Origin of the sequence: Microbispora sp. KK1-11 (genome assembly GCF_006874435.1) — a bacterium.
Taxonomy (GTDB): domain Bacteria; phylum Actinomycetota; class Actinomycetes; order Streptosporangiales; family Streptosporangiaceae; genus Microbispora; species Microbispora catharanthi.
Map to the genome: position 1 here is coordinate 83216 of NZ_VIRJ01000015.1, position 15197 is coordinate 98412.

The following is a 15197-nucleotide window of genomic DNA, read 5'->3' on the forward strand; positions in this document are numbered from 1 at the left end:
TCGTCGCCGGCGGGCCTCTGGGGGGACGGCCCGCCGGCGATCGTTCTTTCTCCGGAAGAGTGCCTACTTGCGCCGGCGGCCGCTGATCGCGCGGAAGGTGTCCTCCAGCGCGGTGAGGGTCTCGTCGTACGTGCGCCGGGCGGCCACCCCGACGGACAGGCAGTCGACGACGGTGAGCTGGGCGATCCTGCTGCCCATCGCGCCGAAGCGGAACGGGGTCTCGCGGGCCGCGGTCTTCAGCACGATGTCGGCCAGCTCCGTGATCGGCGAGGGGTCGAAGTTCGTGATCGCGATCGTGGTCGCCTGCCGGTCGGCGGCGAGCCGCAGCGCGTCCAGGACGTCGACGGTGGTGCCGGTGTGCGAGATGCCGATCGCGACGTCGCCCGCGCGCAGCAGTGCGGCCGAGGTGAGCGCGCTGTGGAAGTCCTGCCAGGCGAACGCCAGCAGGCCGATCCGGTGCAGCTTCTGGTGCAGATCAGCCGCGACGAAGCCACTCGCCCCGGCGCCGTAGAGATCCACGCGGCGGGCCTCGGCGATCGCGTCGACCGCGCGCTTCAGCGCGGCGATGTCGAGGTGCTCGGCCGTCTCCGCGACCGCGCGGGAGTCGCTGTAGCCGATCTTGGCGACGATCTCCTCCAGCGGATCGTCGGCGCTGATGTCCCCGTCGAGCGGGAGGGCACTCCCGGCACGCGACGCCTCCAGCGTCGCCTCCCGGGCGAGCGCGATCCGCAGCTCGGGATAACCGCGCAGCCCGATGGCCCGGCAGAAGCGCAGCACCGTGGCCTCCGAGGTGCCGCACTCGCGGGCGAGCGCCCCGATCGGCCGGTCCGCGACGCCCTGGGGGTCGGCCAGCACCGCCCGCGCGACCCGTTGCTCCGCGGGCCGCAGAGATCGGATCGCGCCGCGCAGCCGCACGAGAATTCCGTTCGAGTAGTCTCCGCCGGGGCTCACGCCGCCCTGCCTCTACTTGCTCATGCCGGCGGTCAGCCCGGCGATGATCTGCTTGGTCGCCAGGACGAACAGCACGAAGAGCGGCGCCGTGGCGAGGACCAGCCCGGCGAACAGCGCCGACCAGTCGGTCGTGTACTCGCCGAAGAACTGCGACAGCCCGCGCGGGATCGTGAACTTCTCGTCCGAGCGCAGCAGCACCAGCGGGTAGAGGAACTCATGCCACAGCGGCACGAACTGGAACAGCATCACCGACGCCAGCGCGGGCCGCACCAGCGGCAGCATGATCTGCCCGAAGATCCGGAACTCGCCGGCCCCGTCGAGCCGGGCCGCCTCGTCCAGCTCGCCGGGCAGGGACCGGTAGAACGCCGACAGCACGAACATGCAGAACGGCACCCCGGACGCGGCGTACAGCAGCGTGAGCCCGAGCAGCGAGTCGATCAGGCCCATGGAGTCCATGAGGTAGAAGATCGGCACCAGGCCCAGCCGGATCGGCAGCATCAGCCCCGCCAGGAAGTACGCGCCGAGCACCCGGTTGCCGACGAAGTCGTAGCGGGCCAGCGGATAGGCCGCCAGCGCGGAGACCGCCGTGCCGAGCAGCACCGCGCCGCAGGTGACGAGCAGCGAGTTCACCAGGTAGGTGCTGAACGACGCCTCCGTCCACACCCGGCCGTAGCTGTGCAGCGTGGGGGACGCCGGCAGCCCCAGCGGCGCGGTGAAGATCTCGCTCGTGGGCCGCAGCGAGTTGAGCAGCATGACGACCAGCGGCAGCAGCGCGACGACCGCGTACCCCCACAGCAGCAGGTGGACGGCGACGCGCCCCGGAGCCCGGTGCCGGGCCGTCACAGCAGTCTCCTCTCGCGGCGGCGGAAGTACGAGCTGGCCAGCAGCGACACCCCGAAGATGAACACGAACATCAGCACGGCGAGCGCCGACGACCGTCCGATCGCCTCCGTGCCGCCCTCCACGAACGCGACCCGGTAGAACAGCAGGCCGAGCACGTCGGTCGAGCCCGCAGGGGACCCGGTCGACCCGGCCATCGCGTAGACCAGCCCGAAGGCGTTGAAGTTGCCGATGAACGTCAGCACGCTCACCACGCCGATCGCCGGGGTGAGCAGCGGCAGCGTCACCCGCCGGAACGCCTGCCAGGCCGAGGCGCCGTCGACCCGGGCCGCCTCGTGGTATTCGGCCGGGATGCCGGCGAGGGCGGCGGAGAACATCAGCATGGGGAAGCCCACCCACTGCCACGCGTTGACCACGATGACGATCGGCAGCGCCGTACGCGTGTCGCCCAGCCAGGGCAACGCCCACGAGTCCAGCCCGGCCGCCTCGAGCAGCGAGTTGACCGGGCCGAACGTCGGGTTGAGCAGCAGGCTCCACAGGTAGCCGACGACCAGCGGGTCCACCAGGTAGGGGGTGGTGAACGCGGCCTGCAGGAACCGCTTGCCGCGGCCGTACCGGTACAGCAGCAGGGCGAACAGCAGCCCGACCGTGTTCTGGATCAGCATCGTCCCGGCGAAGAACAGCGCGTTGTGCCCGAACGCCCGCCACAGCTGCTGGTCGTACGGGTAGACGCTGAACAGGTCCCGGTAGTTGCCGAGCCCGGCGAACCCCGTCTGCCGGATCCCGCGCCACTCGAAGAAGCTGTAGTCGAGCGCGCTGACCAGCGGATAGACGATGAAGACCGAGTAGAGCAGGAGTGCGGGCAGCAGGAAGACGGCCAGCACCCGCCACCGCGGCACGTACCGGCGACCGGCGCCGGTGCGCGCCGCGCGACGTCCGGGGGAGCGGCCGGGAGAGCGGCGGCGCGCGCTCAGTTCCCTGGCTTGAACCACTGCTCGACGCCCTTCTGCACGCTCTCGGCGACCCCCTTGGCATCGGTCTGGCCGACCAGCATCTTCTGCACCTCGTCACGGAAGACCGCGTCACCGTTCGGCTGGCCGTACCGGAAGTCGACGAGCAGTGTGTACGGCGCGCCGTTGGCGGCGTAGTTCTTCGCCATCTCGGCCAGCAGCGGGTCCGACGGCGTGACCCCGGGAACCGCGGACAGCTGCTTGAGCTCGCTCGCGTAGAGCTGCCCGAACTCCGGCGTCGCCATCCACTTGACCAGTTCGAGCGCCTCGGGCTGATGGGCCGACTTGGCGTTGACGCCGAACGAGCCGTCGGCCCAGCCCGGCGTGACCGGCGTGGTCACGGGGGAGCCGGGCGGCGGCGGCACCTGGAAGGCGCCGACCTCCAGGCTGGGGTTGGCCGCGAGCACGGGCGCCAGGTCGAAGCTGCCCGTGGGGTACATCGCGGCCTTTCCCGTGGCGAACAGCGCCTGGACGTCGGGGATCTTGACGGCCACCACGTCCTTGGGGAAGTACGGCTCCAGGTCCTTGAGCAGCTTGATCGAGGCAGTGAAGTCGGGATCGGTGAACTTCTTCTCGCCGCTCAGCAGCGCGTCCCGGAACTTCGTGCTGCCGTAACGGGCGTTGCCGAAGATCTCGTGGACGATCGGCAGCGTCCAGGTCGCGTCGGGCCCGGCCGCGACGGCGAACGGTGTGATCCCGGCCGCCTTCAGCTTCCCGGCCGCCGCGATCATGTCGTCCCAGGTGGCGGGGGGCTGGATGCCGTTGTCGCCGAACAGCTTCTTGTTGTAGAGCACCTGGAGCGTCTGGTAGGCGAACGGCACGCCGTAGATCTTGCCGTCCTTGTGGCCCTTGGCGCCTTCCAGGAGCTTGGCGTCGAAGCCGGACAGCGCCTCCACCTTGCCGTCCAGCGGCAGCAGCTGGCCCGCCTCGACCAGAGGCTGGAGCCCGCCGTACGCCCGCAGCTGGGCGACGTCGGGCCCGGCGGTGCCGGACAGGCCGGTGGCCAGGATGTTGTTGTACTCGGTGGCCTGGAACGGCTTGAACTCGACGTGGATCTTCGGGTGCGACTCCTCGAACTTGGCGAGGATCTTCTCATACGCCTTGACGTCCTCCACCCGCCACGACCACAGGCTCAGCGTGACCTTGTCACCGCCCGCCTTGCCGCCTTCCTCGGACGCGCCGCCCCCTGGTGCGCACGCCGCCAGCGCCACCGCGAGCACGCCGATCGCTCCCGCGATCCATCTTCTCTTCATGAGACTCCCTGTCGGCTCGTAGCCAGTTCGGCGAGCGCCATGCGTGTAGGTAAATGCCATGCAAGGTCATCGCGTTGTCTGAAAATTACTTACATCTGACAAGATCCGCAATGCCTTCTTCACGGAAGGTTCACGCGAACAGGTGGCGGGGTGAGAGCGTTCAGCCGCGGTGGCGGGTGAGGGCCTCGGACTCCCACAGGTCGCGGTAGTAACCCGGCACGGCGACGAGGTCGGCGTGCGTGCCGCGCTGGGTGACCCTGCCACTCTCCAGCACGACGATCTCGTCGACCTGTTCCAGCCCGCGCAGCCGGTGGGTGACCAGCAGCGTGGTGCGGCCCCGGGTGGCGTCCAGCAGGTCGGCCATCAGCAGGTCGGCCGTCTCCTCGTCCAGGGCCTCGGCCGGCTCGTCCAGCAGCAGCACCGGCGGGTCGTACAGCAGGGCCCGGGCCAGCGCGAGCCGCTGGAGCTGGCCGCCGGAGACGGTGCGGCCGTCCTCGCCGAGCACCGCGTCCCAGCCGGTGCGCTCGGTCCAGGCGTCCAGGCGCGCCCGCCGCACGGCCGCCTCGATGTCCTCGGTGGACGCCTGCGGCCCGGCCAGGCGCAGGTTGTCCCTGACCGTGGCCTGGAAGACGTACGGGTCCTGGGTGAGGCCCGTGATGAGCGCCCGCACGTCGTCGGAGGACAGGCGCCGCACGTCGATGCCGTCGAGCCGGATCGCGCCGGACTCGATCTCCACGGTCCGCATCAGCGCCGACAGCAGGGTGCTCTTGCCCGCGCCGCTCGGGCCGACCACCGCGACCCGGCGGCCGGGCGTCAGCGTCAGGCTCACGCCGTTCAGCGCGGGCTCGCGCCCGCCGTGGCGCACCACGAGGTCGTCGACCTCGACCGTCAGCGGCGGCTCGGGCGCGGGCGCCGGGTCCGCGGGCTCGCGCACCGCCGGGGGAGTGGCGGCGGTCTCCCTGAGCCTGCGCAGCGCCGCGACCACTCCCGCGAACCGCTCGCCCGCGGCCGCCAGCGGCAGCGCGGGCTCGAAGGCGACCAGCGTGGTCAGGGCGGCCACGGCGGTCGCGACCTGGTCGAGACCGGCGGCCTGGGCCGTCAGGACCACGGCCACGACGGTCAGCCCCTGCGTCAGCATGCCGACGCCGAGCGCGACGGCGTTGATCCGGGCCTGTCCCCGCTCAAGCCGGGACAGCCGCCCGTCGGCGTCCATCGCCGCCGACAGCGCCCGGTCACGCGCGCCGTACGCCGCGAGGTCGGCCGCCCCGTGGACCAGGTCGGCCACCCGGGCGGCCAGGTCGGCGCGGGCCGGGGCGATCCGCGCCGACCAGCGCCGCGCGGCGGCGGCCGTGCCCGCGGGCAGCAGCACCCCGGCGACGACCAGGCCGGCGGCGAGCACGAACGCGGCGACGGGCAGCAGGAAGCCCGCGATGACGACGGCGGCGACGCCGGTGATCAGCGCGGCGGCGGCCGGCAGCAGGCAGCGGACGAGCAGGTCCTGCACGGCGTCGGTGTCGTCCACCATGCGGCTGAGCAGGTCGGCCCCGCGCTGCGGCAGCGGCCCGGCCGGGATCAGCGCGCGGTAGAGACGCTCGCGGGTGCCCGCCTGGGCGCGCAGCGCGACGTCGTGCCCGGCGAGGCGCTCGCCGTACCGGAACACGCCGCGGGTGGTCGCGAACGCCCGCACGGCCACGATCGCGACCGACAGCGCCGCCAGGGGCGGCTGCTCGGCGGCCCGCGTGATCAGCCAGGCGGCCGACGCGATGAGCGCGACCCCCGCGAGGTCGGCCGCCGCCCCGGCGAGCGCGGCGAGCACGAGCCGCCGGCCCATGCCGGTGCCGGTGACCACCGACAGCGGTGAGGCCACCGTGGTCGTCTGCGTGGCCGTCTCCGTGGTCGTCTGCGTGGCCGTCTGTGCGGTCGTCCGCGCGCGGCTCATCGGGCCTCCCCGCCCTGCACCGGAACCGGCGGGGCGAGGACGCCGCCGTCGAGGCGGACCACCCGGTCGGCCAGGTCGATCATCGCCGGGCGGTGCGCGACGATGATCGCCGTACGGCCCTCGGCCAGCCTGCGCGTGGCCGCCACGATCGCCGCCTCGCTCCTGCCGTCGAGCCGCGCAGTGGGCTCGTCCAGCAGCAGCACCTGGGCGGCGGGGCGGCAGAAGGCCCTGGCCAGGGCGACCCGCTGACGCTGGCCCGCCGACAGGTTCGCGCCGCGCTCGCCGAGCGGGGTGTCGTAGCCCTGCGGCAGGGCGCCGGCGAACTCGGCCACCCGCGCCGCCTCGGCGGCGGCCCTGATCTCGTCGGGTCCGGCGGCCGAGCCGAGCGCGATGTTGTCGGCCACCGACGTCGCGAACAGGTGCGGGCGCTGCGGCACGAAGGCGAGCCGCCGCCGCCACTCGTCGAGGTCGAGGCCGGCCAGGTCCGTCCCGTCCGCCAGCACCCGCCCCTCGGACGGGGTCACGAACCCGAGCAGCAGGTGCAGCAGCGTGCTCTTGCCCGCGCCGCTCGGGCCCACGATCGCCACCCGCTCACCCGGCCGGATGACCAGCGAGACGCGGTCGAGCGCGGTCTCCTCGCGGCCCGGGTAGCGCACGGTGACGTCCTCCAGCCGGATCTCCGGCGGCCCGCCGGCCGGCGCGGCCCGCCCCGCGCTCCCTGCCTTCTCCGCGCTCCTCGCGCGTGGTGCCTTCCCCGTGCCCGTCGCGGCTCCGGCCGGCGCGGTCTCCTGCCCGGCCTCCTGCGGCGGGTTGATGACCGCGAACGCCTCGTCGGCGGCGGCGACGCCCTCCATGGCGGCGTGGAAGCGCGTGCCCATCGCGCGCAGCGGCAGGTACGCCTCCGGGGCCAGCAGCAGCACGAGCAGCGCCGTGCGCAGGTCGAGCGAGCCCGACAGCAGCCGCAGCCCCACGGGCACCGCGACCAGCGCCAGCGACAGCGACGCCACGAGTTCGAGCACCAGCGACGACAGGAACGCCACCCGCAGCGTGCGCATGGTCGCGGCGCGGTGGGCCTCGGCCACCTCGCGGATCACCGACGCCTGGTAGCGGGCCCGGCCGAAGGCCCGCAGCGTGGGCAGGCCGCGCACGACGTCGAGGAAGTGGCCGCCGAGGCGGGCCAGGGCGCGCCACTGCCGTTCCGTCACGGTCTTGGTGGTCCACCCGACCAGCGCCCCGAAGATCGGGATCAACGGCAGCGTGAGCACCACGATCACGGCGGTGGCCAGGTCGGCCACGAAGAGCCGGACCACGACCGCGATCGGCACGACCCCGGCCACGGCGACCGACGGCAGGTAACCCGTCAGGTAGGGATCGAGCGCGTCGAGTCCCCGGCCCGCGAGCGTCACCAGCTCACCCGACCGGTACGACGGCCCGAGACCCTCCACCCGGCCGAGGAGCAGCCGCCGCAGGGCCGACTTCAGCGCGGTGGCCGCGCGGCCCGCGAGCACTCCCTGCGCCCATCCGAGCAGCCCCCGGCAGGCGACGACGAGCGCCAGCGGGAGCAGCACGGCGACCGCGAACCGGCCGGACAGCACCCCGGCCAGCAGCTCCGCCTGCACGAGCACGAGCAGCCCGGCCACCACCGCCGCCGCCAGGCAGCAGGCGAGATGGGTGCGGACGCTCCGCTCCGCGCGGGCCAGCCGGAGGAGATCCTTGTGCAACGGTCCCCAATCAGAAGAACGTCGGCAGCGCGCCCCTGGAGAAGGTGCGCCACACCCATACTTGCGCGCCCACGAGGACGGGGGCGACCGGGACCACCATGACACTGAGCACAGTCAGTGTCTGATCCGGGGCGGCGTTGCCGAGCATGTGGGCGGCCGCGGCCGCCATGACCAGGACCGCGGGCGCGGCGGCGGCGCAGGCCGACAGCAGCAGCGCCCGCCCGCTCCGGCGCGGGCCGTCCTGCAGCCGCCAGGCGGCGAAGGTGCGGCCGTGCCAGGCGAGCAGCGCGAGCAGCGCCACACCTCCCGCGATGCCCGGCGCGTCGAGGGGCGAGGCGGGCAGGCCGCGCGCGACGGCCACGAGGATCGCGCCCCAGGTGAGCGCCAGCCCCGCCGAGCCCGCCCACAGCGCGCCGTCCCACGCCAGCCGCCAGGCGGCGCCGTCGGCCCTGCGGCGGAACCACAGCCCCGCGTCGCGCACGATCCAGGCCAGCAGCAGGGCGACGACGAGCGGATACAGGCGGCTCAGCGCCTGGCCCTCCAGCACCGGGAACGCGCCGAACAGCACGCCGGCGAGCGCGACCAGCCACACCTCGTTGGCGAGCACGAACGGCGCCATCGCGCCGACGAGGCGGTCCCGGCCGGCGGGGGAGCGGCCCAGCACGGGCAGCAGCACGCCGAGCCCGATGTCGAAGCCCTCCAGGGCGAAGTAGCCGGCCAGCAGGACGGCGAACGTCAGGAACCAGAAGATGTCCATGGGGAGCGTGTCCTCTACAGGGAGTGGGCGGGGACGGGCTCCGCGGCGACGGGAAGGTCCGCGGCGCCGAGCGCGACCCGTCCCGGCCCGCGCCGTACGGCACGGGCGATGAGGACGTAGTCGACGAGGGCGAGCAGCCCGAGCACGCCTGCGAACCCCGCGAAGGAGGCGGTGATGTCCGCCCGGGTCAGTCCGGGGGTCAGGGCGTCGGCCACGGAGAGCTTGCCGTACACGAGCCAGGGCTGGCGGCCCACCTCACGGACCATCCAGCCGGCGATCGCCGCGACGAACGGCAGCGGGGTCATGATCATGAGGAGCGGGTGCAGCCAGCGCCAGCGGGCCAGCAGGTCGCGGATGAGCAGCGGCGTCAGCACGAACATCACGGCGAACTGGACGAGCTGCCCGATGGTGATCATCAGCTCGAGCCCGGTGCCGGGGATCGCTCCGTCGAACTTGCCGGGCTGGACGTCGCCGACCGGCCCGAACTGGGCGTAGCCGAACCCGACCGTGAACAGCGACCCGATGAAGGCGGTCAGCACGCCGAGGCGAAGGGAGCGGGTGAAGAACTCCCGCTCGGAGGTGCGCCGGTACAGGTGGTAGGCGCTCGCGCCCATCACGACGAACCCGCCGGTCCACAGCCCGGCGCTCAGCACGTGGGGGAGCGAGAAGATGAGGGTCGGGTTGGTGAACAGCGCGCCGAAGTCGCGCAGCACGAGCCGTCCGCCCTCCTCGGCCGAGCCCACCGGGTGCTGCAGGAAGGAGTTGGCGACCATGATGAACAACGCCGAGGCGTACGCCGTGAGCGTCACCAGCCAGATGCAGGCCACGTGGAGCCCGCGCGGCAGCCGGTGCCAGCCGAAGATCCACAGGCCCAGGAACGTGGACTCCAGGAAGAAGGCCAGCAGCGTCTCCATGGCCAGCGGCGCGCCGAACACGTCGCCCGCGTAGTGCGAAAGCCCGCTCCAGCTCAGCCCGAACTGGAACTCCATCACGAGCCCGGTGACGATGCCGAGCGCGTAGTTGATCACATAGATCTGCCCCCAGAAGCGGGTCATCCGCTCGTGCAGGGGGTTCCCGCCGATGGCGTATCGGGTGTGCATGATCGCCACCAGCGGGGCCAGCCCGAGCGTGAGCACGACGAACAGGAAGTGGAGGCTTCCGGTCACGGCGAACTGCAGCCGGGCGAGGCCGACGACGTCCATGAGGTCTCTCCTTGGCGTTTCATACGTAGACTGTCTACATATAGACAGCCTACATATAGACTGGACGCGTGAAGAACCGGGATAGGCTGCGGGCGTGAACGCCGATGCGCTCCGGGGCCATATGGACGCCCTGCTGCTCTCCGTGCTGGAGCGCGAGCCGCTGCACGGCTACGCGATCATCGAGGCGCTGCGCGAGCGCAGCGGCGGCGAGCTCGACGTGCCGACGGGCACGGTCTACCCCGCGCTGCGCAGGCTGGAGCGGGCCGGGCTGCTCGCCGGCGAGTGGGCCTCCGACGGGGGGCGAAAGCGGCGGACCTACCGCCTCACCGAGGCCGGGCGCAAGGCGCTGGCGGGGGAGCGGTCGGCCTGGCGGTCGTTCACCACCGCGATAGGGAGCGTTCTCGATCCACTGGGCTGAGATTCGCCGAGCCGAGCGCGGAGACCGCCCTGGTGCAGCGCAGGCAGTGGGCCGCGCTGTACAACTGCCACACGCTGAGCGCGTCGCTGACCACGGTCACAGCCAGCCCGGGGAGGTAGTCGGCGAACCCCACAGGGCCGTGGGCGGCCGCCGCCAGCGTCAGGCCCAGCGCCCCGATCAGCGGCATCTGGATCCAGACGAACAACCCCAGCCACCGGGTGAGCCGTGCAGGACGGCGGATGTGCCGTGCCCCGCGGCCGAACGCGAGCAGCGCGAGGCCGCCGATCGCGCCCACGCTGAGCTGGAGCAGGTCCACCGTCCTGGCCAGCAGCCCGAACCACGCCGGTTTGATCTCGTCGACATGCGGGCTCCCGGGGAAGACCCGCCAGATGATCGCCCACATGAACGCGATGAGCGGCACGCTGAGGAACAGCAGCGCGGCCGTGCGGCGGCCCTGGCTCACCGTCAGCTCCCCCTGGAAGCCCGGCGCGACCTCGGGCACGGTCCCGAAGTCGTCGATCGCCAGCCGTTCCGCCTCGGCCCGGGGGAGCCCCTCGCCCTCGTACGCCTCGGCCGCGTCGAGCAGGCTGTCGCGCGCCTCGGTCAGCAGGTCGCGCTTGGCGCTGCCCGGGCCGCGCAGCGCATGACGCATCGACGCGACGTACTCGTCGATCGGACCCGCGTTCCCCATCGTCCCTCCCCGGTCTGCCGCAAGCGTACGGCCGGGGGACCCGGAGGCGCATCAGGGTGATCCCTGACCTGGGGGCCGAGGGGGGCCGATCTCGAGAGCGTGGAGCGGGCAACGAGACGGTCAGCGGGCGCCACCGGATCGGCAAAGGGCGGGAGCGGCACCGCTCCGGTTCGCAGATACCCTGTCCTCAGGTGAGACCCGGCCCCCCAAAACATGGCCCTGTCCCTTCTGGGGCGGGAGGAACAGGCGGTCTTTGTGGGTACAGGGATGCTCGTGGGCGGTGTCTTCTGACCGTTTCGCCGCGGCAACACCCTGTTAACCCTGGTCGGAGAGACTAAGAGCGGAGAGCGAGGCGGAACGTGAACCAGCCGAAGATCGTGGTGGGCATCAACGGGTCGATGGCGTCGCAGGCCGCACTGCGGTGGGCCGCCGCCGAGGGTTCGCTGCGCGGCGCGCGGGTCGAAGCGGTGTACGCCTGGGAGTGGACGGGCGGGCTGCACGCCCACTACGCGCCGATCGCGAGCCGCACCTCACGGGAGGACGAGCACAGGACCGCCCTCGACGTCGCCGCCCAGGCCGTCGTGGAACTCGGCGAGCGGCACGTCGAGCCGGTCGTCGTCGAGGGCTCGCCGGCCCAGGTCCTGCTGCGCGCGACCGAGGGCGCCGACCTGCTGGTGCTGGGCGCGCACGAGGCCGAGTCAGAGCCTTACCCCGTGCTCAACCCGGTCGTCTCCGCCTGCCTGCTGCGGGCCAGGTGCCCGGTCGTCGTCGTGCTGCCCGGCATGGAGCACGACCGCCGTCCCGGAGTGCTCGCCGGCAGCCGGTCCTGACCTGACCTCCGCCGGGGGCCGGATGTCCTCCCGGTCTCGGGACTTTCCGCCCTGCCGGACCGTACGGCCCGGGCGGAGCATGAGGGCATGGACCCCAACAGCCCAGCCGGCGGCCCGGCAACCGACCCGGGCATCGTCGTCGGGTACGACGGCTCCGACTTCGCCATGCAGGCGCTCGACTGGGCGATGGACGAGGCCGAGTTAAGGGACTCGCCCATCACCGTCTGCCACGCCTGGCAGTCGCCGTACGGCGCGGGCGACGAGGAGGCGCGCAAGTCGCTGCACCACGCGGCCGAGCACGTGCTGTGGCACGGCGCGGAATGCGCCCGGCAGTGCACGAGCGGCGTCCGCGTGCGGGAGGACCTGTTCGAGGGCCCGCCCGCCGAGCGGCTCGTCGCGCTGTCGGAGACGGCCGACCTCGTCGTCGTGGGATCGCGCGGCCTGAGCGGCGCGGCCCGCCGCGTGATGGGGTCGGTCGCGGGGCACGTCGCGACGAACGCCCGCTGCCCGGTGATCGTGGTCCGCGGCCCGGGATCGCTGCCGCATCGCAGGCACCCCGGCCCCATCGTCGTCGGCGTCGGCGGCGGCGACGACCACGTCCTCGCCTTCGCCTACCGCGAGGCCGCCCTGCGCGGGCTGTCGCTGATCGCGGTGCACGCCTGGCGCTACCCGGCCGCCGCCTGGAGTGCGGGCATGGCGCCCATGGTGATGTCCGACGTCCCCGGCAGGGAGGCCGTCGAGGCCCTGGAACGGGCCGTGGAGCCCTGGCGGGCGCGGTATCCGGACGTGCACACCATGATCCAGCCCGTCGAGGGGCCCGTGCTCGACGTGCTGGCCGACGCCTCACCCGGTGCGACCATGCTGGTCGTCGGCGCGACCCGCGCCCGCGGGGTGCTCGGCAGGCTCGGGACGGTCACCAGGCCGCTGATCGACGCGGTCACCTGCCCGGTCGCCGTCGTCCACTGCTGACCGGGGGGACCGATCCGGATGGGACCGATCCATCCCGGATCGCGACGCGCAAGGGCAGCACGCCTACGTTTGCGACGCCAGGCAATCGGCAAATTCATACAAGTTTGTGTTAAAGACACTTATTGGTCCTGGTGTCGCGGTGGTCTACCCCTAAAGTCCGGGACATGCGTGCTCTCTCCCGGGCCTTTCCCGATGACCACCCCGGTGGCCGTGATACGAGACGTGGCGCGAGACGCGGCGTGGTCGCCGCGCTCGCGGCCGCCGGTCTCCTGACCGCCGGCATCACGGTCGCGTCGCCGGCGCCCGCCTCGGCCGAGCCGGGCGCCGTGGTGATCAGCCAGGTGTACGGAGGCGGCGGCAACGCCGGCGCCCCCTACACCAACGACTACGTCGAACTGTTCAACCGCGGCACCGCCGCGATCTCACTGGACGGCTGGTCCCTCCAGTACACGAGTGCCACAGGGACCGGCCAGTTCGGCTCCCAGAAGCAGGACCTGTCGGGCTCGCTCGCCCCCGGTCAGTATCACCTGGTCCAGCTTTCCGCCGGATCGACGCCGAGCGGTACGCTGCCGTCCGCCGACACCGTCGGCACTCTCAGCCTGAGCGCCACGGCCGGCAAGGTCGCCCTGGTCCGCTCGACCACCGGCCTCGCCTGCAACGGCGGCTCCTCGCCCTGCACACCCGAGCAGACCGCGCAGATCGCCGACCTCGTCGGATACGGCACGGCCAACTACTTCGAGGGCACGGCGGCGGCCCCGGGCCTGAGCAACTCCACCGCCGCGGTGCGCGCCGGCGGTGGCTGCGCGGACACCGACGACAACGCCGCGGACTTCGCCGCGGGCACGCCCGCGCCGCGCAATACCGCGACGCCTCCGGCTCCCTGCGGCGCCGCCTCCCCGTCGCCGTCCGCGACCCCCTCCGCGTCGCCCTCCGCCTCGCCGACACCGTCGCCCACGCCCAGCACGGACCCGTGCGACGTGCCGGCGAACCGGCAGATCGCCGAGGTCCAGGGCAGCGGCGCCGCCTCCCCGCTCGCAGGGCAGACCGTACGGGTCGAGGGCGTGGTGACCGGCGACTTCCAGGCCACGAACCAGCTCAGCGGGTTCTACTTCCAGGACCCGACGCCCGACGCCGACCCGGCCACCTCCGACGGCCTGTTCGCGTTCGCCCGGGCGACCCTGAAGGACGTCAAGGTCGGTGACCGCGTGCTCGTCACCGGCCGGGTCACCGAGTTCAACGGGCTCACCGAACTGTCCCCGGTCACCGCGGTGGACGTGTGCGGCACCGGGACGATCACGCCGAAGGCCTACGACCTGCCGCGGGCCGACGGCGCCACCTTCGAGCCGTACGAGAACGTGCTCGTCACGTTCCCCGAGCCGCTGACCGTGACCGACCACTACAACCTCGGCCGCTACGGCGAGGTGACGGTCTCCGCCGGCGGCAGGCTCTTCCAGCCGACCGACCGGCCCGGCGTGAACGCCGCGCTCGACGCCCGCAGGTCGCTGCTGATCGACGACGGCTCCAACACCGAGAACCCCGCCACCATCCCGTACACGACGCCGCAGGTCGTCCGGCTGGGCGACACCGCCGTGGACGTGACCGGCGTGCTGACCTACGGCTTCGGGGAGTACCTGCTGGAGCCCACCAAGCAGGTCGCCTTCCTGCGCACCAACCCGCGGCTGCCCGCGCCCCTTCCCGTGGGCGGCAACGTCCGCGTGGCCAGCCTCAACACGCTCAACTGGTTCACGACGCTCGGCTCGCGCGGCGCGAACACCGCCGAGGAGCAGCAGCGGCAGCTCAAGAAGATCGTCGCCACGCTCAAGGGCCTCAACGCCGACGTCGTCGGGCTCATGGAGGTCGAGAACAACGGCCAGACCGCCGTCAACGCGCTGGTCGACGCCCTGAACGCCGAGGTGGGCGCGGGCACGTACGCCGCCCTGACCCACCCCTACCCGGGCACCGACGCCATCCACGTCGCCGCGATCTACAAGCCGGCGAAGCTGACCCCCGTCGGGGAGACGCGGTCCTCGGCCGATCCCGTCTTCCGGCGGCCGCCGCTGATCCAGACCTTCCGCCGGGCGGGCGGCGGCCAGCCGTTCACGCTGCTCGTCAACCACTTCAAGTCCAAGGGCTGTGACGAGGAGGCCACCGGCGGCGACACCGACCAGGGCGACGGGCAGAGCTGCTACAACGCCGAGCGCGTGCGGCAGGCCAAGGCCGTGCTCGGTCTCATCGACTCGATGGACCTGCCGAACCCGCTGGTGATCGGCGACCTCAACGCGTACGGCGAGGAGGACCCGATCCACACCCTGGAGACGGGCGGCCTGACCAGCCTGTCCAAGCGGTTCGTCCCCGCGGCCCAGCGCTACAGCTACCTGTTCGACGGGCTGTCGGGCGAGCTCGACCACGCGATGGCCGGCAAGCAGCTGGTCAAGCGGGTGACCGGGGCGACCATCTGGCACGTCAACGCCGACGAGCCGCGCATCCTCGACTACAACCTGGAGTACAACCCGCCGAGCCTCTACCGGCCCGACGCGTTCCGCTCCTCCGACCACGACCCGCTGCTGATCGGGCTGAATCTGCCCGGCGGCAAGGGCTGACGACCCGCACGCGAAG

The 15197-nt window shown here is 72.6% G+C and carries 13 protein-coding genes; 4 read left to right on the forward strand and 9 right to left on the reverse strand.

Annotated features, from left to right (window positions below; translation table 11 throughout):
* Positions 1 to 63: 63 nt before the first annotated feature.
* The 8 genes from FLW16_RS22010 to FLW16_RS22045 all read right to left on the reverse strand — a co-directional run bounded on the left by FLW16_RS22010 (position 64) and on the right by FLW16_RS22045 (position 9673).
* Entirely contained in the window at positions 64 to 951 is an 888-nt protein-coding gene (locus FLW16_RS22010; protein ID WP_142561997.1) for a MurR/RpiR family transcriptional regulator, read from the reverse strand.
* 12 nt (positions 952 to 963) lie between these two features.
* Positions 964 to 1794 (reverse strand): carbohydrate ABC transporter permease, encoded by an 831-nt coding sequence (locus tag FLW16_RS22015; protein WP_260615462.1) that lies wholly within the window; start codon positions 1792 to 1794, stop codon positions 964 to 966.
* Positions 1791 to 2783 (reverse strand): carbohydrate ABC transporter permease, encoded by a 993-nt coding sequence (locus FLW16_RS22020; RefSeq protein WP_260615463.1) that lies wholly within the window; start codon positions 2781 to 2783, stop codon positions 1791 to 1793. Before FLW16_RS22020 ends, FLW16_RS22015 begins: the two co-directional genes overlap by 4 nt.
* Complete coding sequence (locus FLW16_RS22025) at positions 2762 to 4054, reverse strand: extracellular solute-binding protein (RefSeq protein WP_185949545.1); 1293 nt, start codon at positions 4052 to 4054, stop codon at positions 2762 to 2764. Before FLW16_RS22025 ends, FLW16_RS22020 begins: the two co-directional genes overlap by 22 nt.
* Before the next feature lie 160 nt (positions 4055 to 4214).
* Complete coding sequence (cydC, locus tag FLW16_RS22030; protein ID WP_260615464.1) at positions 4215 to 5993, reverse strand: thiol reductant ABC exporter subunit CydC; 1779 nt, start codon at positions 5991 to 5993, stop codon at positions 4215 to 4217.
* Positions 5990 to 7714 (reverse strand): thiol reductant ABC exporter subunit CydD, encoded by a 1725-nt coding sequence (gene cydD / locus FLW16_RS22035; RefSeq protein WP_142561999.1) that lies wholly within the window; start codon positions 7712 to 7714, stop codon positions 5990 to 5992. Before cydD ends, cydC begins: the two co-directional genes overlap by 4 nt.
* Before the next feature lie 10 nt (positions 7715 to 7724).
* Positions 7725 to 8471, reverse strand: a complete 747-nt coding sequence (locus FLW16_RS22040; protein WP_142562000.1) for a cytochrome d ubiquinol oxidase subunit II — start codon at positions 8469 to 8471, stop codon at positions 7725 to 7727.
* Between the two features lie 14 nt (positions 8472 to 8485).
* Complete coding sequence (locus FLW16_RS22045) at positions 8486 to 9673, reverse strand: cytochrome ubiquinol oxidase subunit I (protein WP_142562001.1); 1188 nt, start codon at positions 9671 to 9673, stop codon at positions 8486 to 8488.
* A 94-nt stretch (positions 9674 to 9767) separates the two neighbouring features.
* Between FLW16_RS22045 and FLW16_RS22050 the strand changes: the two genes are divergently transcribed.
* Positions 9768 to 10091, forward strand: coding sequence for a PadR family transcriptional regulator (locus tag FLW16_RS22050; protein ID WP_142562002.1), 324 nt, complete (start codon positions 9768 to 9770; stop codon positions 10089 to 10091).
* On the opposite strand, the gene FLW16_RS22055 is transcribed toward FLW16_RS22050, so the two are convergent.
* Entirely contained in the window at positions 10051 to 10782 is a 732-nt protein-coding gene (locus tag FLW16_RS22055; protein ID WP_142562003.1) for a permease prefix domain 1-containing protein, read from the reverse strand. The two genes, FLW16_RS22050 and FLW16_RS22055, sit on opposite strands and share 41 nt — an antisense overlap.
* Before the next feature lie 359 nt (positions 10783 to 11141).
* Between FLW16_RS22055 and FLW16_RS22060 the strand changes: the two genes are divergently transcribed.
* The 3 genes from FLW16_RS22060 (at position 11142) to FLW16_RS22070 (ending at position 15181) form a co-directional block, all read left to right on the forward strand.
* Complete coding sequence (locus FLW16_RS22060; RefSeq protein ID WP_142562004.1) at positions 11142 to 11612, forward strand: universal stress protein; 471 nt, start codon at positions 11142 to 11144, stop codon at positions 11610 to 11612.
* 87 nt (positions 11613 to 11699) lie between these two features.
* On the forward strand, positions 11700 to 12581 hold the full coding sequence (locus tag FLW16_RS22065; RefSeq protein WP_142562005.1) for a universal stress protein: 882 nt from the start codon (positions 11700 to 11702) through the stop codon (positions 12579 to 12581).
* A 164-nt stretch (positions 12582 to 12745) separates the two neighbouring features.
* Positions 12746 to 15181 (forward strand): ExeM/NucH family extracellular endonuclease, encoded by a 2436-nt coding sequence (locus tag FLW16_RS22070; RefSeq protein WP_142562006.1) that lies wholly within the window; start codon positions 12746 to 12748, stop codon positions 15179 to 15181.
* Positions 15182 to 15197: the final 16 nt, after the last annotated feature.

Bases quoted from the DNA above. Each gene is read 5' to 3' on its own strand.
- FLW16_RS22025 (WP_185949545.1), bottom strand. From the start codon at position 4,054: ATGAAGAGAAGATGGATCGCGGGAGCGATCGGCGTGCTCGCGGTGGCG.
- cydC (WP_260615464.1), bottom strand. From the start codon at position 5,993: ATGAGCCGCGCGCGGACGACCGCACAGACGGCCACGCAGACGACCACG.
- FLW16_RS22040 (WP_142562000.1), bottom strand. From the start codon at position 8,471: ATGGACATCTTCTGGTTCCTGACGTTCGCCGTCCTGCTGGCCGGCTAC.
- FLW16_RS22045 (WP_142562001.1), bottom strand. From the start codon at position 9,673: ATGGACGTCGTCGGCCTCGCCCGGCTGCAGTTCGCCGTGACCGGAAGC.
- FLW16_RS22055 (WP_142562003.1), bottom strand. From the start codon at position 10,782: ATGGGGAACGCGGGTCCGATCGACGAGTACGTCGCGTCGATGCGTCAT.
- FLW16_RS22065 (WP_142562005.1), top strand. From the start codon at position 11,700: ATGGACCCCAACAGCCCAGCCGGCGGCCCGGCAACCGACCCGGGCATC.
- FLW16_RS22070 (WP_142562006.1), top strand. From the start codon at position 12,746: ATGCGTGCTCTCTCCCGGGCCTTTCCCGATGACCACCCCGGTGGCCGT.